General features: G+C 65.2%; 24 protein-coding genes. 5 read left to right on the top strand and 19 right to left on the bottom strand.

What is annotated here, in order from left to right; genetic code table 11:
* Positions 1–9: 9 nt before the first annotated feature.
* On the bottom strand, positions 10–918 hold the full coding sequence (gene truB, locus U0025_RS03495) for a tRNA pseudouridine(55) synthase TruB (RefSeq protein WP_004211285.1): 909 nt from the start codon (positions 916–918) through the stop codon (positions 10–12).
* 164 nt (positions 919–1,082) lie between these two features.
* On the opposite strand from truB, the gene U0025_RS03490 reads away from it, so the two are divergent.
* Positions 1,083–1,778 (top strand): HAD family hydrolase, encoded by a 696-nt coding sequence (locus tag U0025_RS03490; RefSeq protein WP_037491156.1) that lies wholly within the window; start codon positions 1,083–1,085, stop codon positions 1,776–1,778.
* 3 nt (positions 1,779–1,781) lie between these two features.
* On the opposite strand, the gene U0025_RS03485 is transcribed toward U0025_RS03490, so the two are convergent.
* From U0025_RS03485 to U0025_RS03475, 3 genes are read right to left on the bottom strand one after another with little or no spacing between them, the layout of a single operon-like run.
* The gene (locus tag U0025_RS03485; RefSeq protein WP_029547689.1) at positions 1,782–2,333 is read right to left on the bottom strand and encodes a GNAT family N-acetyltransferase; all 552 of its coding nucleotides are present in this window, start codon (positions 2,331–2,333) and stop codon (positions 1,782–1,784) included.
* Positions 2,330–2,908 (bottom strand): thymidine kinase, encoded by a 579-nt coding sequence (locus tag U0025_RS03480; RefSeq protein ID WP_004211282.1) that lies wholly within the window; start codon positions 2,906–2,908, stop codon positions 2,330–2,332. The genes U0025_RS03485 and U0025_RS03480 overlap by 4 nt, the downstream gene beginning before the upstream one ends.
* Before the next feature lie 9 nt (positions 2,909–2,917).
* On the bottom strand, positions 2,918–3,814 hold the full coding sequence (locus tag U0025_RS03475) for an alpha/beta hydrolase family protein (protein ID WP_004211281.1): 897 nt from the start codon (positions 3,812–3,814) through the stop codon (positions 2,918–2,920).
* A gap of 135 nt (positions 3,815–3,949) precedes the next feature.
* On the opposite strand from U0025_RS03475, the gene U0025_RS03470 reads away from it, so the two are divergent.
* Entirely contained in the window at positions 3,950–4,237 is a 288-nt protein-coding gene (locus U0025_RS03470) for a hypothetical protein (protein WP_004211280.1), read from the top strand.
* 35 nt (positions 4,238–4,272) lie between these two features.
* Here U0025_RS03470 and rbfA read toward each other — a convergent pair whose 3' ends face one another.
* From rbfA to U0025_RS03420, 10 genes are all read right to left on the bottom strand, one after another.
* The gene (gene rbfA / locus U0025_RS03465; protein WP_004211279.1) at positions 4,273–4,674 is read right to left on the bottom strand and encodes a 30S ribosome-binding factor RbfA; all 402 of its coding nucleotides are present in this window, start codon (positions 4,672–4,674) and stop codon (positions 4,273–4,275) included.
* Positions 4,675–4,676: 2 nt separating this feature from the next.
* Positions 4,677–5,051, bottom strand: a complete 375-nt coding sequence (locus U0025_RS03460; RefSeq protein WP_004211278.1) for a helix-turn-helix domain-containing protein — start codon at positions 5,049–5,051, stop codon at positions 4,677–4,679.
* Positions 5,048–5,299, bottom strand: a complete 252-nt coding sequence (locus U0025_RS03455; RefSeq protein WP_037491152.1) for a type II toxin-antitoxin system RelE family toxin — start codon at positions 5,297–5,299, stop codon at positions 5,048–5,050. Before U0025_RS03455 ends, U0025_RS03460 begins: the two co-directional genes overlap by 4 nt.
* 79 nt (positions 5,300–5,378) lie before the next feature.
* Positions 5,379–8,006 (bottom strand): translation initiation factor IF-2, encoded by a 2,628-nt coding sequence (infB, locus tag U0025_RS03450; RefSeq protein ID WP_072894068.1) that lies wholly within the window; start codon positions 8,004–8,006, stop codon positions 5,379–5,381.
* 9 nt (positions 8,007–8,015) lie between these two features.
* Positions 8,016–8,729 (bottom strand): DUF448 domain-containing protein, encoded by a 714-nt coding sequence (locus tag U0025_RS03445; protein WP_004211274.1) that lies wholly within the window; start codon positions 8,727–8,729, stop codon positions 8,016–8,018.
* A 63-nt stretch (positions 8,730–8,792) separates the two neighbouring features.
* Complete coding sequence (locus tag U0025_RS03440) at positions 8,793–9,026, bottom strand: tautomerase family protein (protein WP_004211273.1); 234 nt, start codon at positions 9,024–9,026, stop codon at positions 8,793–8,795.
* Positions 9,027–9,032: 6 nt separating this feature from the next.
* On the bottom strand, positions 9,033–10,607 hold the full coding sequence (gene nusA, locus U0025_RS03435; protein WP_004211271.1) for a transcription termination factor NusA: 1,575 nt from the start codon (positions 10,605–10,607) through the stop codon (positions 9,033–9,035).
* Between the two features lie 13 nt (positions 10,608–10,620).
* Positions 10,621–11,145 (bottom strand): ribosome maturation protein RimP, encoded by a 525-nt coding sequence (gene rimP / locus U0025_RS03430; RefSeq protein WP_004211270.1) that lies wholly within the window; start codon positions 11,143–11,145, stop codon positions 10,621–10,623.
* Between the two features lie 159 nt (positions 11,146–11,304).
* Positions 11,305–12,123, bottom strand: a complete 819-nt coding sequence (locus U0025_RS03425; RefSeq protein WP_254792258.1) for a proline dehydrogenase family protein — start codon at positions 12,121–12,123, stop codon at positions 11,305–11,307.
* A 23-nt stretch (positions 12,124–12,146) separates the two neighbouring features.
* On the bottom strand, positions 12,147–13,262 hold the full coding sequence (locus U0025_RS03420) for a GNAT family N-acetyltransferase (protein ID WP_004211267.1): 1,116 nt from the start codon (positions 13,260–13,262) through the stop codon (positions 12,147–12,149).
* 161 nt (positions 13,263–13,423) lie between these two features.
* Here U0025_RS03420 and U0025_RS03415 point away from each other — a divergent pair, with 161 nt between their 5' ends.
* Both U0025_RS03415 and U0025_RS03410 read left to right on the top strand, forming a co-directional pair.
* Positions 13,424–14,572, top strand: coding sequence for a PQQ-dependent sugar dehydrogenase (locus tag U0025_RS03415; protein ID WP_004211266.1), 1,149 nt, complete (start codon positions 13,424–13,426; stop codon positions 14,570–14,572).
* An 8-nt stretch (positions 14,573–14,580) separates the two neighbouring features.
* Entirely contained in the window at positions 14,581–15,267 is a 687-nt protein-coding gene (locus U0025_RS03410) for a pentapeptide repeat-containing protein (protein WP_037491147.1), read from the top strand.
* 6 nt (positions 15,268–15,273) lie between these two features.
* On the opposite strand, the gene U0025_RS03405 is transcribed toward U0025_RS03410, so the two are convergent.
* Positions 15,274–16,095 (bottom strand): YncE family protein, encoded by an 822-nt coding sequence (locus U0025_RS03405; RefSeq protein WP_004211263.1) that lies wholly within the window; start codon positions 16,093–16,095, stop codon positions 15,274–15,276.
* The gene (locus U0025_RS03400; protein ID WP_004211261.1) at positions 16,089–18,629 is read right to left on the bottom strand and encodes a TonB-dependent receptor; all 2,541 of its coding nucleotides are present in this window, start codon (positions 18,627–18,629) and stop codon (positions 16,089–16,091) included. Before U0025_RS03400 ends, U0025_RS03405 begins: the two co-directional genes overlap by 7 nt.
* Positions 18,630–18,830: 201 nt before the next feature.
* On the opposite strand from U0025_RS03400, the gene U0025_RS03395 reads away from it, so the two are divergent.
* Positions 18,831–19,937: an NADH:flavin oxidoreductase/NADH oxidase gene (locus U0025_RS03395; protein ID WP_004211260.1), complete on the top strand. Its 1,107-nt coding sequence runs from the start codon at positions 18,831–18,833 to the stop codon at positions 19,935–19,937.
* A 32-nt stretch (positions 19,938–19,969) separates the two neighbouring features.
* Here U0025_RS03395 and U0025_RS03390 read toward each other — a convergent pair whose 3' ends face one another.
* From U0025_RS03390 to tpiA, 3 genes are all read right to left on the bottom strand, one after another.
* Positions 19,970–21,601 (bottom strand): CTP synthase, encoded by a 1,632-nt coding sequence (locus U0025_RS03390; protein ID WP_004211258.1) that lies wholly within the window; start codon positions 21,599–21,601, stop codon positions 19,970–19,972.
* A gap of 90 nt (positions 21,602–21,691) precedes the next feature.
* Positions 21,692–22,069: a preprotein translocase subunit SecG gene (gene secG / locus U0025_RS03385; protein ID WP_004211256.1), complete on the bottom strand. Its 378-nt coding sequence runs from the start codon at positions 22,067–22,069 to the stop codon at positions 21,692–21,694.
* Positions 22,070–22,444: 375 nt separating this feature from the next.
* Positions 22,445–23,188: a triose-phosphate isomerase gene (tpiA, locus tag U0025_RS03380; RefSeq protein ID WP_004211255.1), complete on the bottom strand. Its 744-nt coding sequence runs from the start codon at positions 23,186–23,188 to the stop codon at positions 22,445–22,447.
* Positions 23,189–23,330: the final 142 nt, after the last annotated feature.

Genomic DNA, 23,330 nt, shown 5'->3' with positions numbered 1-23,330 from the left:
CTTTCGTATCTAGAGATTGAAGCCGCGCACCACCCGGATCTCCGGGCCACTGGACTCCACCAGCGCGACGGGCGTATCGCCCAACATCGCCAGCAGGAGACCGGTGTGCGGTTTCCCCATGAGCATCTTCCCCTGTCGGAGTGCCAATGCTTCATCGGGAGAGACTGCAAGAGCCGGGATATCGTCCAGCCCTGCCGTCAACGGGAGCATAAGCTCGCCGATGTCGCCGCCCCTAGCAGCTTCGTCCAGTTTGTCCAGCGAAATCGCGGTTTCCAGGGTGAAGGGCCCGGCCTTGATCCGCCGCAACATGGTGACATGGCCGACCGTGCCGAGCGCCAGCGCGATGTCGCGGGCGAGGGAGCGGATATAGGTGCCCTTGGAGACATGGGCACGCAAGGTGACGGAGGCAAGTGCGCCCTCTTCCTGTTCCTGCCCCGCGATCGTCAGTTCATGAATCGTCACCGATCGCGTCTTCATCTCCACCTGCTCCCCCTTGCGGGCGAGGTCATAGGCGCGCTGGCCGTCGATCAGGATCGCGCTATAGGCCGGCGGCGCCTGTTCGATCGGACCGGTGAAGCGCGGCAGGATGGCTTCCAGCTCGGCCAGCGTCGGGCGCACGTCACTTTCCGCAATCACCTTCCCCTCCAGGTCGAGCGTGTCGGTCTGTGCGCCGAAGGCGATGGTGAAGTCGTAGATCTTGTCGCTGTCGAGCATCCGGCCGGCCAGCTTGGTCGCCTCGCCGATCGCGATCGGCAGCACCCCGGTCGCCAGCGGATCGAGCGTGCCGCCATGGCCGACCTTCCATTTCTCCGTGCCGCCCAGAACCTCGCGCTGGGTCCGCAGCGCGCGCTTCACTGCGCTGACCGCCTGGGTCGAGCCAAGGCCATGGGGTTTGTCGAGGATAAGCCAACCGTGCATGGCGGCGCGCTCTATAGCGCCCGCCATGCCCTGTCAGCCCTTATCGCATCCTTACGTCCGTTCGTTTCGAGCCTGTCGAGAAACGGAGGCTAATGGAAGGAAGGATGAAACGCCTCGACGATCAGCCATTTCCCCCTGCCCCGCGCCGCGCTATTCCCGGCGCCATGACGATCAAGCTCATCTGCCTCGATGCCGACGACACACTGTGGCACAATATGCGCCATTTCAACGCGACCCAGGACGCGCTGACCGACATGTTGCAGCCTTTTGCCGATGTCGATGTGACGCGCGAGCGGCTGATCGCCTGCGAAATCCGCAACCTGCCGCTCTATGGTTATGGCGCCAAGGGCTTCACCCTCTCGATGATCGAGGCGGCAGTGGAACTCGCCGGCGATCAACTGTCGACCGCAATGATCCAGGACATATTGGCGGCGGGCCGCGCGCTGCTGGCCCATCCGGTCGAGCTATTCGACGGGGTGGAAGAGACGCTGGAGCGGCTGGCGGACATCGGCCCGCTGGTGCTGGTGACCAAGGGCGACCTGCTGCACCAGGAAAGCAAGCTGGCGGCGTCGGGCCTTGGCGACCTGTTCTCCGGGATCGAGATCGTCAGCGACAAGAAGGTCGACACCTTCCGCACCCTGTTCGCCCGCCATGGCATCGCGCCCGAACAGGCGGTGATGGCCGGCGATTCGATGCGGTCGGACATATTGCCGGCGCTGGAGGCCGGGGCGTGGGCGGCGTTCATCCCGCAGGAGGGCGCCTGGTCGCATGAGCGGGCGCAGCCGCCGATCGGCGCGGCGCGCTATACCCAGCTCGAACGGCTGGGCGAATTGCCCGACTGGATTGCCGGCATCAACTGAAGCTCAGGCGGCGCGCGCGGCCCATTCGTCGGCGAGGATCGAATAAATCACCGTGTCGCGGACATGGCCGGTCCAGGTGATGCGCTGCTTGCGCAGCACCCCCTCGCGCACGGCGCCCAGCTTCTCCACCGCCCTTTGCGAGCGGATGTTGCGCGCGTCGATGCAGAACTGGACGCGGGTGAAGCCGCAGGCAAAGGCGCGGGCCAGCAGCAGCGGCTTGATCCGGCCATTCAGCCCGGTGCCGCGCACCGACGGCGTCATATAGGTGCCGCCCAGTTCCAGCCCATTATGCGCGGCATCGACATTGAGATAGCCCGACATGCCGACCGGCTCGCCATCGGCCAGGATCAGGAATGTGTGGCGATTGGGCGTCGCCAGGATCGCGTCGAAGGTCGGGTCGAAATCCGCCCCGGCGAGATGGTTGGGATAAATCTCCCACACCGGATCGTCGATCGGGCAGATGGCGCGCAAAGCTTCGCGATGATGCTCGGCCAGTTGCTCCAGATAGAGGCCGGGCGCGTCGATCGGCGCCAGCAGATCCTCCATCCGGCTCATCCGCGCATCTGCTCGACAAAATGGCGACGGCACAGCGCGACATAACGGTCATTGCCGCCAATCTCGGTCTGGGCGCCCTGGCGAATCGCCCGGCCCGACGCATCCACGCGCAGGTTCATCGTCGCCTTGCGGCCGCAGTCGCACACCGTCTTGATCTCGGTCAGCGCGTCGGCGAGGCCGAGCAGATGGGCGCTGCCCTCGAACAATTCCCCCTGGAAATCGGTGCGCAGGCCATAGCAGAGGACGGGAATGCCCAGGCTGTCGCTGACGGCGGCGAGTTGCCAGACCTGATCGCGGGTCAGGAACTGGGCCTCGTCCACCAGCACGCAGGACAGTGGCGTCGCGTCATGCTGGGCAGCGATGGCGGCAAGCATGTCGACGCCCGGCTCGAACAGATGCGCCTGCGCCTCCAGCCCGATCCGCGAGGCGATCCGGCCATGGCCGAAGCGATCGTCGACCGCCGCGGTCCACAGCATCGTCGCCATGCCGCGCTCCTGATAGTTGAAGCTCGATTGCAGCAGGGTCGTCGATTTGCCCGCATTCATCGAGCTATAATAGAAATAGAGCTTCGCCATGGCCGCGCTTTAACGCAGCGTGGGCGCAACGCCAGCCAGGAAACGCACCAGCGCATCGGCGAGCGCGATCCGCTTGTCGGAGAAGCTGTGATCGGTCGGCCAGACCATCAGGCGGGTGTTGGGATTGGCCGACTGGGCGTCCGCCCCGACCTTGCGCGCCATCGCGCCGATGCCGCGTTCCGCGCCGATGATGGTCAGCGGCCGACGGCCATAGCCGACCAGCTTGCGGCCGAGGTCGAACTTCTGGGCATCGCCCTTGATCTCGGCGGTCAGACTTTCATAGCTGGCGCCCGACAGCGGCGGCAGGTCGCCCGCCACCTCCGCCTTCCAGCCCGCCTCGCCCTGTGGCGTCGCCAGCGACGCGACGGTCTGGGCCGGATCCCAGGGATCGATCAGGAACAGGCCGGCGACGCGCGGTTCTGCGGCCGCCGCCTCCGCCGCCATGAAGCCGCCCATGCTGTGGCCGGCGACCACGATCGCGCTGGTGTCGATGCGATATTTGGCGACGGTCGAGGCTTCCTCCAGGAACAGCAGCGCGTTGAACGCATCCTCCGCCGCGTTGGTGAAGGAAAAGATGCCGGGGCTGCCCCATGATCCGCGATAATGGAGGGTCAGGACATTCCAGCCGGCGCGGCGCGCGGCCTGGGCCAGGTCCAGATTCTGCTCATTGCCCGGAAAGCCGTGGAGCAGCAGCAGGGTCGGATGCACGCCGCCACCCGAAGCGACATACATGACCGCGTTCATCGCCCCGTCGCCCGAGGGAATGACGAACGCGTCCATCCGCGCGGGGTTGGCGGCGTCGGGCGCGGGATCGTTGGTGACGGCGGGATGGGTGGCGGGTTCGCGGGCGATGGCGGGCGTAGCCAATGCCAAGGCGGCCATACTGATTATCCCGCTCATCTTCATGCGTCTGCCCCTCTTGATCTTCCGGTTCCGGGAAAGACGCTGTTAGCGCTGCGGCACCGTCGCGTCGACGCTGGAAACATTCCGCGACCGAACGAAATGTGGCAAGATGCTTCGCACCTTTTCTGGAGCAAACACATGGCGAACGCGCAAGCCAGTGAAGCCTGCCTCTATCCCATCGTCCTCGTGCAGGACCGGTATAGCGGTGCCTATAGTGGCGGGGCATGGCTTGCACTGGCCGAGGGCGATCACTCCTGCGAGCAGGCTTCGCGGATAGGCTGGATCATGAGCCACGGCCCCAGCGGTAATGACCTGGAGGCAGCTGCGTTCTGGCAGGCGCATCCGGCCTGGATTGCTACAGGTAAAACGCCCGACGAGGCGGTCGCGCGTTTACGCGCTCAAAATTCCATCGCAGCCATGGCCTAGTCCTCCCCCGGAAAAGCGCTCCGGGGGCCAGCCTTTCAATCTTCGCCGTCATCCTGTTCCAGATCGCGGGCGACCTTGGGGTCGCGGAGCAGCTTGTCGATATGGCTGCCCTCGTCGAAGCTTTCGTCCGACAGGAATTTGAGCTTCGCCGCATATTTGAGGCGGATGCGGTGCGCGACTTCGCGCTGGAGATAGGCGGTGTTGGTGCGCAGCGCCTTGAGCACCGCTTCCTCATCCTTGCCGAGCAGCGACTTGATGAAGACGGTGGCGTGGCGCAGGTCGGGCGACATGCGCACTTCGGTGACGCTGACCACATGCTGGCTGAGCACATCGTCATGCACGTCGCCGCGCTGGAGAATGTCGGAAAGGACATGGCGCACCTGTTCGCCGACGCGCAGCAGGCGGACAGAGGGGCCTTCGGATTGTTGTTGAGCCATAGTCAGACCTTAAAAAACATATCGTCGAGCGAAACATTCAACTCCATGGCCAGCTTGCGCCAGAGTTCCACATTCGCGCTTCTCTTATTGCGTTCTACATTACTGAGATGGGCATGTGTCGAGCCCACCCGTTCCGCCAAAACTTTCAGCGTTAAGCCCCGATGTTTTCGCCATGCGCGTAAAGGGCTTTCCCCGGCCATCATTCCATCGACCACTTTCGCGGGAAGATATTCCTCGCCCCCATCGCGGCGCGCCTCAGCCTCTGCAGCTGCTACCATGTCAGCCTTATCCTCCGCGATCTCGACAAGCCGTTGATAATCCTCAATCGGCAGCATCGCGATCTTCTGGCCCGCGATCTCGACAATCTGAACGGTCATGGGTTCACCTCATAAGCCGATCCGCGCGGCGCTATATCGTCAATCCAGAGGATATCCTGATCGATACGGAAAATCACGCGCCAGTCCTGAACCCGCAAGCGATATTCAGGACGCCCCTGAAGACGCTTCACATTAGCTTCAAGCGATGCGGGATCGCTCGCCAACTCGTCAATCTTCTGCCGAATAAGCGTTCGCTTGTTCGATCGCAGCAGCGCTCTCATCGCCGTCTTCGAGAAGCGGATATCCACATCCGCAAATTATAGGCACGACAAAGGCTGGTCAAGAAATTCAGCTCACAGCTAAATTCCTCGACCAGCCTTCTGTAACTCACAGCGTGCGTGCGCGCTCTTCGACTTCGAACAGTTCGAGCGTGTCGCCCGGCTTGATGTCGTTGGTGTCCTGCAGGACCGCACCGCACTCCATGCCGGCGCGGACTTCGGACACGTCATCCTTGAAGCGACGCAGCGACGCGATGTTGGTGCGCGACACGATGACATCGTCGCGGGTGAGGCGCGCGGCCAGACCCTTGCGGATGATGCCGTCGAGGACGAGCAGACCGGCCGCCTTGTCCTTCTTGCCGGCCGGGAAGACCTGCAGCACTTCGGCGCGGCCGACGATCGTCTCGATCCGTTCGGGGGCGAGCTGGCCAGCCATTTCGCCACGAACTTCCTCAAGCAGGTCGTAGATCACGTCATAGTAACGCAGGCTGATCTTCTCGCGTTCGGCGAGCTGACGGGCCTTGGCATTGGGACGGACGTTGAAGCCGATCAGCGGCGCGCGGCTGGCAGCGGCCAGCGTGACGTCGCTTTCGGTGATCGCGCCGACACCCGAATGCAGGATGCGAACCTTGATCTCGTCGGTCGAGATACGGTTGAGCGAGGACACGATCGCTTCGACCGAACCCTGCACGTCGCCCTTCACCACCACCGGATATTCGATGACCTTGGTGTTCAGCGCCGAGAACATATGCTCGAAGCTGGTCGGGGCAGCCGTGGTGCGCTTCTTGGTCGCCTGTTCCTGACGATAGGCAGCGACTTCGCGAGCGCGGGCTTCATTCTCGACGACGGTGAGCTGGTCACCGGCCATCGGCACGCCCGACAGACCCAGAACCTCGACCGGGGTCGAGGGACCGGCGGTCTTCACCTGCTGGCCCTTGTCGTTGATCATCGCGCGAACCTTGCCGCTTTCCGAACCGATGACGAAGGTGTCACCGATCTTCAGCGTGCCCTTGCGGACCAGCACGGTCGCAACCGCACCACGGCCCTTGTCGAGCTGTGCCTCGATCACATTGCCTTCGGCATCGCGATCGGGGTTGGCGGTCAGTTCCATGACCTCGGCCTGGAGCAGGATCTTGGTGATCAGTTCGTCAAGGCCGGTCTTCTTGAGCGCCGACACTTCCACGTCCTGAACGTCACCACCCATGTCCTCGACCACGATTTCCTCGCTCAGCAGGCGCTCGCGCACCTTCTGCGGGTTGGCGTCGGGCTTGTCGCACTTGTTGATCGCGACGATCATCGGCACGCCAGCAGCCTTGGTGTGGTTGATGGCTTCGATCGTCTGCGGCATTAGGCCGTCATCGGCCGCCACCACCAGGATGACGATGTCGGTGACGTTGGCGCCACGGGCACGCATTTCCGAGAAGGCTTCGTGGCCCGGCGTGTCGAGGAAGGTGATGAGATCACCGCTCTTCGTCTTCACCTGATAGGCGCCGATATGCTGGGTGATGCCGCCGCTTTCGCCGGCCACCACGTCGGTGCCGCGCAGCGCGTCGAGCAGCGAGGTCTTGCCATGGTCGACATGGCCCATGATGGTCACGACCGGGGCACGCGGCTTGAGCGTTTCGGGTGCGTCAGCCTCGCCTTCCATGCCGATTTCAACGTCGGCATCCGACACGCGCTGGATACGGTGGCCGAATTCCTCGACCAGCAGCTCCGCCGTATCCTGATCGATCGGCTGGTTGAGCGTGACGGCGGTGCCCATCTTGAACAGGGCCTTGACCAGGTCCGCGCCCTTTTCGGCCATACGGTTGGCCAGTTCCTGCACGGTGATGCTTTCGGGCACCACGACGTCGCGGCTCTGCTTCTCGCGCGGCTGGCTGCCGCCCGAATAATGGGCACGACGTTCCTTCTCGCGAGCGCGCTTGAGCGCGGCGAGGCTGCGGGCACGGGCGCTGTCGTCGTCCGCGAGCGCGCGGGTGACGGTCAGCTTGCCGGACTGGCGGCGATTGTCATCGTTGCGCTTGGCACGATCGGGCTTCGCCGGCTCGGGGCGCTTGACCGGCGCGACCGGGGTGAAGCGGCGCGGCGGCGGCATGGTCGAGCTGGTCGTCGCCGGCGCGGCGGGCACAGCCGGGGCGGCAGCGGCAGGCTCGGCTGCAGCTGCCGGCGCGGCCGGTGCCTCGACCGGCGCAGCCGGCTTGGCGGCTTCGGCAACCTTGGCCTGCTCGGCGGCTTCGGCAGCCTTGGCGGCCTCGACCTCGGCATTTTCGGCAGCCTGACGATTTTCCTCGGCGCGGCGCTTTTCTTCCTCGCTGGCGGCAAGGCGTGCGGCATCCTCACGGCGGCGCGCATCTTCCAGCGCGGCCATGCGGGCTTCCTCGGCCTCGCGCAGCAGCTTGGCCTGCAGTTCCTGACGCGACATCAGGCTCTGCGGCGGCGCCTGGCGCACGGGGGCGGGCTGCGGCGCGCGCTGCTGCGGCGCAGGCGCGGCGGGACGAGGTGCGGCCGGCGCTGCGGGCGCGGCCGGCGTCGGATCAGCCTGGGGCGCAGCAGCGGGCGCAGCGCCGGTGCTTTCACCCGGCTTGCCCATGGGGACGCGGCGCCGCTTCACCTCAACCACGACCGTGTTCTTGCGGCCATGGCTGAACTGCTGCTGCACCTGACCGGACTCGACCGTGCGCTTGATCCCCAGCGGCTTGCGGCCCAGAACCGGCTTGTCTTCGTTGCTGTCACTCATCGACTATGTTTAACCCTTCACATCATCATCAGCCGGCGCAGCCGCCGACGCATCATTCCATGCAGCCTCATGCGCCTGCGCATCGGCGGAGTCCTGCTCCCCATGCACCGGCGCCCCGGTAGCGCATCCCAGATAGCTTTCCAAGCGGCCCAGAGCCGCACGCAGGCGCACTGTCGCCCGCGAGTCGGTCACCGCGATATGGACGACATTGTCGCGCCCCATTGCCATAGATAGGGCGTGCCGGTCCACAGGCAAGACGATGCCCGCAAGATCCGTGCCTTCCGCTTCCTGTCCCACACGCAAGGCCTGGTCCAGTTTTCGATTGCCGTCCGTGCCCGCATCGGCGGCATGGAGCAGCATTTTCACCATGCCCTTGCGGCATGCGACGTCGATCTTTTCCGATCCGGTCAGCAGCATGGAGGCGCGAGCCTCCAGCCCCAGGCGGCTGAGCAGATCCTGCCGCAGCCCGGCCTCTACCAGATCGGGAAGATTGTCGGGAATTTCAAGAGCGCCTTCCTTGAAGGCGCGGGCGAGCGCGCCCTTGAGCTTGCCCTTGGCCAGCGCCGTTTCCAGCTCGGCCCGCGACACGCCGATCCAGGCGCCCCGGCCCGGCGCCTTGGCGCGGACGTCGGGCAGCACCTGTCCTTCAGGCCCGATGGCCAGGCGGATCAGCATTTCGGGATCGGCGCGGTCGCCGCTCAATATGCATTTGCGTTCGGTCATGCGCGCCCCTCCGCCAAAACGGACAAAAGGGCAAGACCAACGCTGTCGAGTAGGCTTATTCTCTCATCGGGGAGTGTCCGCAGCATTGGCGTCCTCCCTGTTTGGAGAAATTGCGCAGTCGGCGATCAACTGACCGCCGGCCGCATAATTTTCGGTCGAGACTTCCGAGATCACGATCTGGACGGCAGCCGCCGGCTTTCCCAGCCGCTCCACGAGCGACTGGGTGACGTCAGCAACGATCGCGGCTTTCTGCTCGCGAGTCGCGCTACCGGCCAGGCGGATGTCGACGAAAGGCATGTTGGCTTACGCTTCCTCGCCTTCGAACCAGTGGGCACGGGCGGCCATGATGATCTCATTGCCCTGCTCGTCGCTCAGGCCATAGGCGGCCAGGATGCCGCCCTTGTCCTCATTGCCGCTGTCCGACTTGCGACGACGCTGGTCGACGCGCTTCTTCTGCACCAGTTCGTCGGTGGCGAGGTCGGCGAGGTCGTCGAGCGTCTTGACGCCGGCCTTGCCGAGCGTGACCAGCATCGCTTCGGTGAGGTGCGGCATGTCGGCCAGCGCGTCCTCGACGCCCAGTGCCTGACGCTCTTCACGGGCGGCCTGTTCGCGACGGTCGAGCGCTTCCTGCGCGCGGCTCTGCAGCTCGGCAGCCAGATCCTCGTCGAAACCTTCGATCCCGGCCAGTTCCTCGACGCTGACATAGGCGACTTCTTCCAGCTCGCCAAAGCCTTCGGCGACCAGCAGCTGCGACAGCGTCTCGTCGACGTCCAGTTCGTTCTGGAACATTTCCGAACGGCTGACGAATTCCTTCTGGCGCTTCTCGCTGGCGTCGGCCTCGGTCATGATGTCGATCGCCTTGCCGGTCAGCTGGCTGGCAAGGCGGACATTCTGGCCGCGGCGACCGATGGCGAGCGAGAGCTGATCGTCGGGCACGACGACTTCGATGCGCTCTTCTTCCTCGTCGATGACGACGCGGGCGACCTGGGCCGGCTGCAGCGCGTTGACGACGAAGGTCGCGGTATCTTCCGACCAGGGGATGATGTCGATCTTTTCGCCCTGCATTTCCTGCACGACGGCCTGGACGCGGCTACCCTTCATGCCGACGCAGGCGCCGACCGGATCGATGCTGCTGTCACGGCTGATGACGCCGATCTTGGCGCGCGAACCCGGATCGCGGGCGGCCGCCATGATGGTGATGACGCCATCATAGATTTCCGGCACTTCCTGCGCGAACAGCTTCTTCATGAATTCGGGGTGCGCGCGGCTGAGGAAAATCTGCGGACCGCGATTTTCGCGGCGCACGTTCAGCACGACCGACCGGATGCGGTCGCCGACGCGAACCACTTCGCGCGGGATCTGCTGATCGCGGCGGATCACGCCTTCGGCGCGGCCCAGATTGACGACGACATGGCCGAATTCGACCGACTTGACGACGCCGGTGATGATTTCACCCACGCGGTCCTTGAACTCGTCGAACTGGCGCTCGCGCTCGGCGTCGCGGACCTTCTGGAAGATCACCTGCTTGGCCGACTGGGCGTCGATGCGGCCGAGGTCGATCGCGGGCAGCGGATCGACGATGAAGTCGCCAACCACGGCGTCCTTCTTCAGCTTGGCGGCCTGCTTGAGGTCGACCTGCTTGAAATAATCCTCGACCACCTCGACGACTTCGACGACGCGCCACAGGCGCAGGTCGCCGCTGTCCGGGTCCAGCTTGGCACGGATGTCATTCTCGGCGCCGTAACGGGCACGGGCGGCGCGCTGGATCGCATCTTCCATCGCCTCGATGACGATCGCCTTGTCGATCATCTTCTCGCTGGCGACGCTGTTGGCGATCGCGATCAGCTCGGCCTTATTGGCGGAAATGGCGTTGGCCATGACGATAAAACCCTTATTCCTCGGTTTCGAACTCGTCCGCCCCATCGGAGGAGAGCGGCATGGTAGCAGAAATCAGTGCATCGGTCAGCATCAGCTTGGCATCGCCGACCAGCGCGAACGGGATGGTGACATCGCCGGCCTTGACATCCTGGAACAGGATATCCTCGCCCTCGACGCCCTTGAGGATGCCACGGAAGCTCTTGCGCCCCTCGACCACTTCGGTCGCGGCGATCTTCGCCTCATGGCCCGCCCATTCGAGAAAATCGTGCAGGCGGGTCAGCGGCCGGTCGATACCGGGCGAGCTGACTTCCAGACGATAGGCTTCCTCGATCGGGTCGACTTCATCCATCACGTCAGACAGGCGGCGCGAGATCGCGGCGCAATCCTCGATGACCAACTGCTTGGTCTTCGGGTCTTCGGCCATGATCTGCAGCGTATATTCGTCGCCCGATCCGAACAGCTTGATGCGCACGAGGTCGAACCCCAGGGCCTTCACCTCGGGCTCGATCAATGCGGTCAGTTCGGCGATGTCCGCCATGGATACTCCAGAAATCAGATAGGCCAAAAAATATATAGCTGCTTGTTGCCGCCGCAGGCTTGGTGCCTGCGACCCTGACATGTGTGACGATGTAAGGAAGCAATATCCATATAGGCAGGTTGCCAATGACCTGCAACATGTTTCGTAAAATGCGCTATTTCAGGGGTCTGCGCGCCCCGTCCAGTCGCGCCACATCCACGCCAGCAGATAGGGCCGGGCCAGCGCCCGGTCCAGCGCATAGGGAATCCAGCCGGGGCCGAACGGCACATAGAGGCGCACCGGCACCCCCTGCCCCCGCGCCACCGCCCGGCAGCGACGGCCCGGTAGGCCCCGCAACTGCTCCAGGCTGCATGGCGTGCCGGCCTCGCGCAGCAGGGCCAGCGCCCGGTCGGCCAGCGCGGGGCGATGGGTGGCGATCGCGACCGGCGCCGCGCGGCCGGCCAGCGCCTCGACCAGCGCCAGATAGGCGGCATCGGGATCGAGCGGATCGCCCGCCGGATCGGGCCACTCCCCGCGCACGAGCCGGACCGGCGCGCTGCTGTCGCGCAGCCGGGCCGCATCGGCCACGCTGCGCTGCCAGCGGGCGGGCAGGACGATGCCGGTATCGGGAAAGTCGGGCAGCAGCCGTTCGACCGCCGCCAGCGTCTCGTCCGCATCCTGCGGGCCATGAGCGTCGAACACCAGCGACAGGCCGGACTGGCGCGCAATCTGCGCCAGTTCGCGGAGGCTGACCGGATCGAAACGCAGCGGCGGCGCTTTCACCGACAGGCTGAGGTCCAGGCCGCGCGCGCGCTGTGCCACCCGCGCATAGGCGGCCATGATCGACGAGGGATCACCCCCCGCCCCTTCGAAATAGCCGATCGTGGTGGCAGCGCCGGCGCGCGCCTGTTGCCGGGCGATCGCCACGGCATGGGGGGCGTCGGGTGCCGGAATGACCCGGCCCAGCGCGCCAGGCAGGGCATAACGCGTGTCCCGCAACAGGCGCCAGGCCGCCCCGCCCCTCACCGCCGCAACAGCCGTTGCCGCGACCAGACAATAGCGTCCGCCGCAAAGGCCGCCGCGCCGCGCAGATTATAGGGATAGGTGCGCAACTGGACGCAGTCATGCTCCGCCTGGGTCCAGAGCTTGCGAATCCAGGGTTCGGCAACGCCGAGAAATTCGAAACTGTGCAGCCGCGCCTGCGCCGCCCAGCCAATGGCATGGAGCATCAGCAGCCCGCCGGGCGAACAGGCCTTGAAGGCCGCGTCATGGCCGATCTTGAACAGCCAGTAGCGGCCGTTCCACAGCACCGCCATCTGCATCGCGATGGCCCGGCCGTCGATCCGCAGGAAGGAGATGCGCAGGTCGCCGCGCTGCGCCACCGCGCGGAAGAAGGCGCGGAAGATCGCCGCCTGACGCGGGTCGGTGGCGATGGCGGTCCCGGCCTCGCTCTTCCAGCCCAGCGCCTCGACCGCGACAGCCTCGTCGAACAAAGCATCGAAATTGTCCGCGTCCGGCGCCAGCGTCTCGCATCCGAGCAGGCCGCACCCTTCCGCCTTGCGCCGGGCACGACGGAAGTCGGAGCGGCGGCCGGCGTTGAAGCGGCTTTCCGGGTCGCGCCAGCCCTCATCCAGCGCGATATGGGGACAGGCCATGGCCGGCCGCACGACCAGCCGCCCGCGCCGCCACACCGCCCGCGCCAGTGCAGGGATCAGCGGCGACCCAGCCGAAATGCGATCGAGCAGCAAGGGATGCGGCAAACGCGCGATCGCGCCGGCCAGCGCATCGGCGGCGGCCGTCCCGTTGCACAGCATGTCGCCCGGCTCATAGGTTTCACGCGCGCCGATCATCCGCCAGCGGGCCAGCGCGCCACCATCCCGGCACAGCGGCAGCAGCGCGACCAGATCGGCCCCCGCCCAGACCGTCATGATGCGGCTTGGCCCGGCGGCAATCAGGTCGTTCAGCGTGACGGCGAACAGGCGGGTCTGGGTCGGCCAGTCGGCGCGCGCCTCCAGCCTTTCCCAGGCGCGGACCAGCGCAGTCGATTCCAGCGCGTCGGCAAGACATAGCGGCTCGACGCGCAAGGCGCCTGCCTGCGCGCACGCAGCATCGAAATCCGATACGCCGTGCAGCACCATATTCCCCCTCTTGCCGCCCCGGTCTCTAGCGGCAGAAGCTTAAGAAATCGGCTGATCGCCGATGAGGCTTGCATCCATGCCCGCATCCGGTGGAGGATGCGGGCATGGAACCCCCGCCGCAAATCGGCTTTCCCCCGCGAATATTATAACAGGAGTTTCCCATGCTGCGCGTGATGGCCGTCACTCTCCCCCTCGCCCTGCTGGCCTGTTCGGCAGACAATGCGACCGGCCAGAATGCCGGTGCGACCGCTGGGGAAACGCCGTTCAAGACATCGGTGATCGCCGATTTCGAATCGCCCTGGGCGATGACCTTCCTGCCCGACGGGCGGATGCTGATCACCGAAAAGGTCGGCGAGATGATTCTGTTCGATCCGAAGAACGGCACCAAGATCCCGGTCGCTGGCATCCCCAAGGTCGATAGCGAGGGTCAGGGCGCGCTGATGGATATCGTCCCCTCACCCACATTCGCGCAGGACAAGAAGGTCTATTTCAGCTTTTCCGAAGTCGGCCAGGGCGATCGTGCCGGCGGCAAGGGCGTGGCGCTGGCCACCGGCATCTTCGACCAGGCGAGCGACGGCACGACGAAACTGGCGGACGTGAAGGTCATTTTCCGCGCCAGCGATTATGTCGAGGGCAATGGCCATTATTCGGGCCGCATCGCCTTCTCTCCGGACGGCAAATATCTCTTCTTCACCAATGGCGAGCGACAGAAGTTCGAGCCGGCGCAGGATCCCAAATCGACGCTGGGCAAGGTGCTGCGCCTCAATCTGGACGGCACGCCGGCGGCGGGCAATCCGCTGGCCGCCAAGGGCTTCAACCCGGCGGTCTGGTCCTATGGCCATCGCAACCTGTTGGGCATCGCCTTCGACAAGGACGGGCGTCTGTGGGAACAGGAAATGGGGCCCAAGGGCGGCGACGAGGTCAATTTGATCAAGCCCGGCCTCAACTATGGCTATCCGCGCGTGTCGAACGGCGATCATTATGACGGCCGCGACATTCCCGATCACAAGCCTGGCGACGGCTATGAGGCGCCGAAGGTCTGGTGGAACCCGGTGATCTCGCCGGGCGGCCTGATCTATTATTCGGGCGACCTGTTCCCGCAATGGAAGGGTTCCCTGTTCATCGGCGGCCTGTCGAGCCAGTCGCTGGTACGGGTGAAGCTGGACGGCGAGAATGCGGAAAAGGCCGATCAGTGGGACATGGGCGCGCGCATCCGCGAGGTTGAACAGGGGCCGGACGGCGCGTTGTGGCTGCTGGAGGATGGCGGCAAGTCGCAGGGCCGCCTGCTCAAGCTGACGCCCAAGGCATAGACGGCGGCATGACCGACATGGATGCCCTGCCCGCGCGCAACGGGCAGCAACTGGCGCGCGCCGACATCATTGCCCTGGCCGGCACGCCCCATGCCCTGATCGACTGCGACCTGGAGGCGGCGGAGCTGGCACAGATCGACCTTACCGGTTGGCAGTTCGAACGCTGCAACCTGCGCAACGCAGATCTGGCCGGCGCCATGCTGGAGCGCACCCGCTGGCAGGGCTGCCGGGGCGGCGGCGCGAATTTCACCGGCTGCGACCTCAGCGACGCGGTGCTGACCGGATGCGACTTCAACAATGTCGTGTTGCGGCGGGCGCGGCTGGAGGGCGCGCGACTGGCCCAGTGCAAGCTGACCGGCGCCGACCTGTCGGGCCTGCGCGCGCTGGAAATCGACATGGCGGAATGCCTTCTGATCGACGCGCGCCTGCCCGGCCTGTCCTTCCGCAAGCAACGGCTGAGCCGCATCGATTTTTCGCAGGCGGACCTGCGCAAATGCGATTTCCGCATGGCCAGTTTCGAAGGCTGCAGCCTGCGCGAGGCGATGCTGGACGGCGCCCGGTTCGAGGGCGCCGACCTGCGCGGCGCGGACATAGGCGGCGTCCATCTGGGCGATGCCAGCCGCTTTCGCGGCGCCACCATCTCACGCGACCAGGCCGGCGAACTGCTCGCCGAACTGGGGCTGAAGGTGCGCTGATCCCTCCTATCGGACCGGCGGCATCTCGCTCGCCACCATCTCGCCAGCACCCCGGCCGATCGACCAGAGGCGCCGGGGCGCCTTGGGATCCCAGTCTATCGCCTGCCCCGGTGTCGCGATGCCAAGCGTCCCGACATGCTCCAGCACCGATCCGGCCTCCGGCAGTTTCAGCGCATAGACTTCGGGCCGGTCATGGCCGGTGGCGTAGATCAGCCCGTCGGCGCCCCAGCTGAGGCCCGAGCAGCTTTTCGGCGCAAAGCGGCTCAGCACATCGGCCGGGAAGGCCCAGCTTGCCTCCGCCCGGAAGGCGTCGTCCATCCGCACCAGCAGCGTATAGCGATAGTCGCGCCCCGGCTCGCCGCCCTTGCCCTCATAATTGGCGAAGACCGCCCACCATTTGCCGGCATGCCGATCCATGACGGTCAGCGATCCGGGGCCAAAGCCCAGACTGACGCTGCGGATATGTTTCAGCGTCTTCGTATCGAAAATCTCGACCGCGCTGGTCTGCGGCACGGCCGGATAGTTGGACGCGGCGCAGACCAGTTCGACGCCGACCACGGTGCAACTGTTCATGTGCGGATAAAGGCGGCGCTCCCCCTGCCACTGCGCCACGCGCCGGCCGTCGGCGATGCGATATTTGCCGATCCGGTCATTATCGATCGCATAGACATAGGTGCCGTCCGACGCCGCGCCCTGATGCGCTTCCGGCGCCTTGATCCGCAGGCCGACCGGCGATGGCGGCGGCGAAGGGGCTTCCTTCGCCTGCTGCGCGACCGCCGCGCCGGCCAGTGCCAGCAGCGCTGTTCCGACAAGCAGCGTTCTTACCATTTGACCGAGGCCCCGACATAAAAGGTGCGACCATAGCGTTCATTCTGGATCACCCAGTCGCGCACGCCGCCCTGATATTGGCGGGTCGGCTCGTCGGTCAGATTCTGCCCTTCGGCAAAGAGGCGCACATTCTTCGTCACATCCACCCCGATCTTCGCGTCCAGACGACGCAGATCGTCATTATACTGGTCATTGAGGCGGATATCACCCGCCGACAGCAAGGCGCGGCCGGTATGATGATAGGCGACCGACGCTTCGACAACGCCCTTCTGGTAGAAGAGCTGCGCGCCCCAGAGCAGCTTGGACTGTTCGGGGAAGGCGACGGTGCCACGGTCGGGCATGCGCAGGCTGGAGTCGATCAGGGTGAGGTTGAGGTTCATGCCGAGACCCGAAAGCAGGCCCGGCAGGAAGGTGAACTGCTGCTGCCAGGCAGCTTCCAGGCCGATGATATCGCCCTTGTCGGCGTTGCGCGTCTGGCTGAAATTGATCCGGTCATAGGCGACGCCGCCAAAGCTGCCGTCATTGATGGTATAGCTTTGCGTGAAGATCGGGTTGCGGATGAACTTGGCGAAGGCGCCGACGCTGATCAGGCCGCCGGGCGCGAAATACCATTCAGCCGACATGTCGAGATTGTCCGCGACATAGGGCTTGAGCGCCGGATTGCCGCTCGACACGCTGATCTCGTCCGCGCCCTCCACCGTAACGGTGCCGCCCGGCGACAGATCGGCATAGCTGGGCCGGCCGATGCTGCGCGAATAGGCAAGGCGGAAGACGGTGTCGTGCGACGGGGTCACGCGCACCACCAGGCTGGGCAGCCAGTTGGTATAGCGAGTGCGGCCCGATGTCGGGCGGACGACGTCGCCTTCCAGCAGATAGCCGTCAATGTCCAGTTCGGTCCGCTCGACCCGCAGACCGCCCGTGACCGACAGCGCGCCAAAGTCCAGATTGGCCATGGCATAGCCGGCATAGACATTCTCGCTGAGGTCGAAATCGCTCAGCGTTTCATTGGCCAGGCTGGTCGCTTCGTTGAGCACGAACTGCGCGCCGCCCAGCTTGCCCTGGGTATAGGCATCGACAAGGTCGGCATCGATCACCGGGCCGAGGAAATAATTGCGGCCATCGCCCAGCTTCACGATGACGGTGTCGCCCGACAGGCCATCCAGGGTGAAGCGGTTGGCGCTGCTGCCGCGCCCATAGACGTCATTGGAGGAATCGAAGCGCTTGTCGGTCCAGCGGCCATTGGCGCCGAACTTGACGAAGCTGTTCTGGCCGATCGTCGGCAGCCTGCCGGTGAGGTCGAGCCGGCCCTGCCAGGTCTTTTCCAGGCCATATTCATCCTGCGCCGAATATTGGCGGAAGCCCAGGTCCGACGGATCGAGATAGCCGTCGACCGGCACGGCGCTGAACAGCTTGTCCGAAAAATCGACCGCGACCGCGCCGGGATTGCCCCGGAACTGCCAGAGCTGATTGGGTTCGATCACTTCGTTGCGGGTGCGCGCCGCTCCGAAATCGAGCGACCAGTTGTCAGCCAGCGCGGCCGTGCCGCCGGCCATGAAGGACAGGACCGACTTTTCCTTATATTCCAGCCGCAGGTCGGAACGCTGCTCGCTGGTGGAGGCAATGCCGGTCAGGCCATTGGCGTCCCAGTCGATATCGGAGAAATCGAGTCGGAAGCGCTGGCGATATTCATCCTCGGAGAATTTGGAATAGATGCCGCGGATATAGAGCTGGACGCTCTCGCCGCGCCAATCGAACGAGCCGGCCGCACCGATCCGCTCGCGCTTGAGGCGATAGTCATTATATTTGATGTTGACCGGCACGGCGCCGCGCGCGGCATCGGCGTCGGGCGTCCAGTCATCGGGATAGATGCCATAGCTGGTATAGGTGCGGTCGGAATAGCTGGCGCCCAGCAGGATGCCGAACTGTTCGTCCGCACCGAAGCGGGTACCGATGGTGACATCGCCCTTGATCGGCTGGTCGCCCTTGCGCAGTTCCTGATAGCCGACCTGCCCATTCGCCTGGAAGATGAAGCGATCGTCGAAGTCGAAGGCGGTCTGGGTGACGAGGTTGATGTTCGCGCCGATGCCCTGGCCGGTCAGGTCGGCGGTCTTCACCTTGGCGACCTCCACCTGCTTCAGGAGTTGGCCCGACAATATGTCGAGCGGCAGGCGCCGGTCGAGCCCGTCGGGATTGCCGATCTCGAAGCCGTTGATGGTATAGCCGTTGAGGCTGGAGGGCACGCCGCGCACCGCGACATAGCGTCCCTCGCCCTGGTCATATTGGACGCCGACGCCGGGCAGGCGCTCGACCGCTTCGGCCACATTCTTGTCGGGCAGCTGGCCCATATCATCGGACGCGGTCACATCGACGATGCCCAGCGCCGCCCGCTTCTGGTCGATGGAACGCTGCAACTGCGCCCGCTGGCCGGTGACGACGATGCCGCCTTCCTCCTCGGGCAGCGGCTGCTGCGCATGGGCGGTGCCGGCGATCGCGAGTGCGAACAGGCTGATGGATGTCGCTAAAATCCTGGTCATGATCGAGTCCCCTCTGGTCGGGGTCGCGATTAGGAAAGCTGCGCGACAGCGGCGTTTCCGAAGCACTGCACCGCGATGACCGATTGATGACATTTTGAAGACCGGACCATCTTGCGATTGCGAGAGGCGCCCCCTTTCGGCCGCCCGGCCGGCTTCCTATCTTGCGGGTCTTCTCTCCCCTCCCCCCTTCTGGAGACCTGCATGAGCGCTCCCAAGCTGTTCCAGCCCTTCGATGTCGGCGGCCTTGCCCTCGACAACCGCATCGTGATCGCGCCGATGTGCCAATATTCCGCCGTCGACGGCGAGATGAACGACTGGCACCTCATCCATCTCGGCCAGCTTGCCCTGTCGGGCGCGGCGCTGTTGACGATCGAGGCTACCGCCGTGCTGCCCGAGGGGCGGATCAGCCATGCCGATGTCGGCCTGTGGAACGATGCCACGCAGGCGGCGATGCAGCGCGTGCTGGACGGCGTGCGGCGCCATAGCGACATGCCCATCGCGATCCAGCTCGGCCATGCCGGGCGCAAGGCATCGACGCAGGTGCCATGGCAGGGCGGCGCGCAGATCGCGCCCGACGCGGTCAATGGCTGGCAGACGGTCGCCCCCTCCGCCCTGCCCTTCACGCCGGGCACCAACGCGCCGATGGCGCTGGACCAGGCCGGGATCGAGCGGCTGCGCGATGCCTTTGTCGCGGCGGCGAAGCGGGCTGACGCGATCGGCATCGACGCGGTCCAGTTGCACGGCGCCCATGGCTATCTGCTGCACCAATTTCTCTCGCCGCTCTCCAACCAGCGCGACGATGATTATGGCGGCAGCCTGGAAAACCGGATGCGCCTGCCGCTGGAGATTTTCGACGCGGTGCGCGCGGCCCTGCCCGCGCACAAGCCGGTGACGATGCGCGTGTCGGGCACCGACTGGGTCGATGGCGGCTGGGACATCGAACAGACGATCGCTTTCGCCAAGGCGCTGGAAGCGCGCGGCTGCAGCGCTATCCATGTGTCGAGCGGCGGCCTCGACCCGCGCCAGGATATTCCGGTGGGGCCGAGCTATCAGGTGCCGCTGGCCCGCGCGGTCAAGCAGGCGGTCGACATGCCGGTGATCGCCGTCGGCCTGATCACCGACTTCGAGCAGGCCGAAGCGATCATCGGCACCGGCGACGCCGACCTGATCGCGATCGCGCGCACCATCCTCTATGATCCGCGCTGGCCCTGGCATGCCGCCGCGCATCTGGGCGCATCGGTGAAGGCCGCGCCGCAATATCTGCGCTGCCAGCCGCGCCAATATCGGCACCTGTTCGACGCGGCCTGAAACGAAAAACGGGGCCTTACGGCCCCGTTCTTTTATACCAACCGGCTCTGCTTGACCGCCGCTTCGATGAAGCTGGCGAAGAGCGGGTGCGGATCGAACGGCTTGGACTTGAGTTCCGGGTGGAACTGCACGCCCACGAACCAGGGATGGTCGGGCCGCTCGACGATTTCGGGCAGCGTGCCGTCCGGCGACATGCCCGAGAAGATCAGGCCGCCCTTTTCCAGCGGTTCGCGATAGCCGGCATTGACTTCATAGCGGTGGCGGTGACGCTCGCTGATGTCGTTGCTGCCATAGATACCGGCGACGACGCTGTTGCCCGCCAGCTTGGCCGGATAGGCGCCCAGACGCATGGTGCCGCCCAGATCGGTCTCGGCAGTGCGCTTCTGCAGGCCTTCCTTGCTCATCCATTCGGTGATGAGGCCGACGACCGGCTCGCTGGTCTCGCCGAACTCGGTGGTCGAGGCATTCTCGATCCCCGCCGTGTTCCGCGCGCCTTCGATGCAGGCCATCTGCATGCCAAGACAGATACCAAAGAAGGGCACGTCGCGTTCGCGCGCGAACTTGACCGACGCGATCTTGCCTTCCGACCCGCGCACGCCGAAGCCACCGGGGACGAGAATGCCGTGCATCGGTTCGAGGCTGGCGGCGAGATCGTCGCCCTTCTCGAACAGTTCGGCGTCGATCCACTTGATGTTGACCTTCACCCGGTTGGCAAGGCCGCCATGGTGCAGCGCTTCGTGCAGCGACTTGTAGGCGTCGAGCAGGCCGACATATTTGCCGACCACGCCGATCGTCACTTCGCCTTCGGGATTGAGCTGGCGATCCATGATATCGGTCCAGCGGTCCATCGACGGCGCGGGCGCATCGGTGATGCCGAAGGCGCGCAGCACTTCATTGTCGAGACCCTCGGCATGATATTGCTCGGGCACGGCATAGATGCTCTTGGCGTCGAGCGCCGGAATGACCGCCTCGGGACGGACATTGCAGAAGAGGGCGATCTTCTTGCGCTCGCTCTCGGGCAGCGGATGCTCGGCGCGGCACAGCAGGATGTCGGGCTGGATGCCGAGCGAGGTCAACTCGCGCACGCTGTGCTGGGTCGGCTTGGTCTTCAGTTCGCCGGCCGCCGCGAGATAGGGCACCAGGGTCACATGGACGAAGATCGACTGGCCGCGATCCAGATCATTATGGAGCTGGCGAATCGCTTCCATGAAGGGCAGCGATTCGATGTCGCCGACGGTGCCGCCGATTTCGCACAGCACGAAGTCCAGATCCTCGGTCTCCGCCGTGGCGAACGCCTTGATCTCGTCGGTGACGTGCGGGATGACCTGGACAGTCGCGCCCAGATAGTCGCCGCGCCGTTCGCGCTGGATGATGGTCTGATAGACCCGGCCCTGGGTGACGTTGTCCGACTGGCGCGCCGACACGCCGGTAAAGCGTTCATAATGGCCAAGATCGAGGTCGGTTTCCGCCCCGTCGTCGGTCACATAGACTTCGCCATGCTGATAGGGCGACATCGTGCCCGGATCGACGTTGAGATAGGGGTCGAATTTCCGGATTCGCACGCGATAGCCCCGCGCCTGCAACAGCGCTGCCAAGGATGCGGCCATGAGGCCCTTACCAAGCGAGGAGACCACGCCGCCGGTGATGAAAATATACCGCGTCATGGGAGAAGAGGCTTAGCCTTATACAAACGAGTTGAGCAAGCGCGCGAATCCGCACGCTCGCAAAAAATATGGCGATGAACGACGAAAAGGTCAGTTAGCGAGCGGAACTGCGCCGTTCGCTGCCGAACCATTGCCGGCGGCACTGGCCGCCCCGGCCAGCGGGTCGGCGTTGCCGGTCGCGGGCGCCGGGGCCTGCGTGGCGGGAGCCGACTTGACCAGCGAGGTGTCGATGTCGCCGCCGGCATGACGGACCGAGGCGATGACCGCCAGGGTGATCGACAGCAGGACGAAGATGGTCGCCAGGATCGTGGTCGAACGCGTCAGGAAATCCGCCGCGCCGCGCGCCGACATCAGCCCGGCCGGGCTGCCACCGACGCCCAGACCGCCACCTTCCGACTTCTGCATCAGAATGACGGTGACCAGCAGGGCAGCGACGATCGCCTGCACGACGAGAAGGAAGGTGAACATGCGGGTTCTTTTCTGTCCAATGAAGGAATGCGTTGGCGCGCACATAGCGATGATGGGCCGCCGGGGCAACCGGCGAGCCTGTCGATATGAACGAAGGCACGGATGAGGCCGCGTGCAGAAGGCGCTGCGGTTGGCTTGCAATGGCCCATATAATCAAGTCTGGACAGTGAAAGAACCGTTCGGGCTGAGCGAAGTCGAAGCCCTCGGCCGAGCGGAGCGAGGCAATAGCTTCGCCTTCGCTCAGCAGCGCCCTTCGACTTCGCTCAGGGCGAACGGAGTGAAGATAGCCAGCCCCTTCAACGCACAGCCAGCAACGAGCCCGACTCGCATCAAGCCAGAAGCCCCCTCTTCCGCACGAAGAGAGGGCGCTCTGCATCAATCCGCGGCGGCGATCACCGGTTCGAACTTGGCAGCCGACAGGCTGGCGCCGCCGACCAGGCCGCCGTCGACGTCCGGCAGGGCGATGATCTCGGCGGCATTATCGCCGTTCATCGATCCGCCATAAAGGATGCGCATGGCGTCGGCCTGTTCCTGGCCGATCCGACTGGCAAGCGCAGCCCGCAAGGTGGCGTGCATCGACTGGATCGCCTCCAGCGTCGGGATACGGCCGGTGCCGATCGCCCAGATGGGTTCATAGGCGACGGCCAGCCAGTCGGCGCTCGCGCCTTCGGGCAGCGAGGCGAGCAACTGGGCGGTGACCACTTCGTCGGCATCGCCCGCATCGCGCACGGCGAGCGTTTCGCCGACGCACAGGATCACCTTCATGCCCGCCGCATGGGCGGCGACCGACTTGGCGGCGACATCGGCGTTGGTCTCGCCGCGCGTCTCGCGCCGTTCGCTATGACCGGTAATGACCCAGGTCGCCCCCGCCTCGATCAGCATCTCGGCCGACAGCGAGCCGGTATAGGCGCCGCTCAGTTCCATATGACAATTCTGGGCGCCGATGAAGGCCGCGCCCTTCAGCTGCGACCCGGCCATGATCAGCGTGGCCGGCAGGCAGAGCCCGACTTCCACCGCCGGATGCTGCGCGGCGAGCTTGCCGATTGCCTCCACCTCGTCGAGATGCGCGCGCATCCCGTTCATCTTCCAGTTGCCGACCACCAGCTTGCGCCTGCTCATCGGTCCAAGTCCCCTTGTGATTATTGCTGCACGTGCCCGCAGCGGGTCCCCACGGCATGCACCGCGTCTCCTGGTTCCGCTTTCAGGCAATCAAGCCGATGGACGGCGATGCAGCATTTGTCCAGACCGTCCGCCACGGCCG

It is taken from the genome of Sphingobium yanoikuyae, assembly GCF_034424525.1.
Taxonomy (GTDB): Bacteria; Pseudomonadota; Alphaproteobacteria; order Sphingomonadales; family Sphingomonadaceae; genus Sphingobium; species Sphingobium yanoikuyae.
Note: the sequence above shows the minus strand (reverse complement) of the source record. Positions and strands in the feature narration are given on the sequence as shown.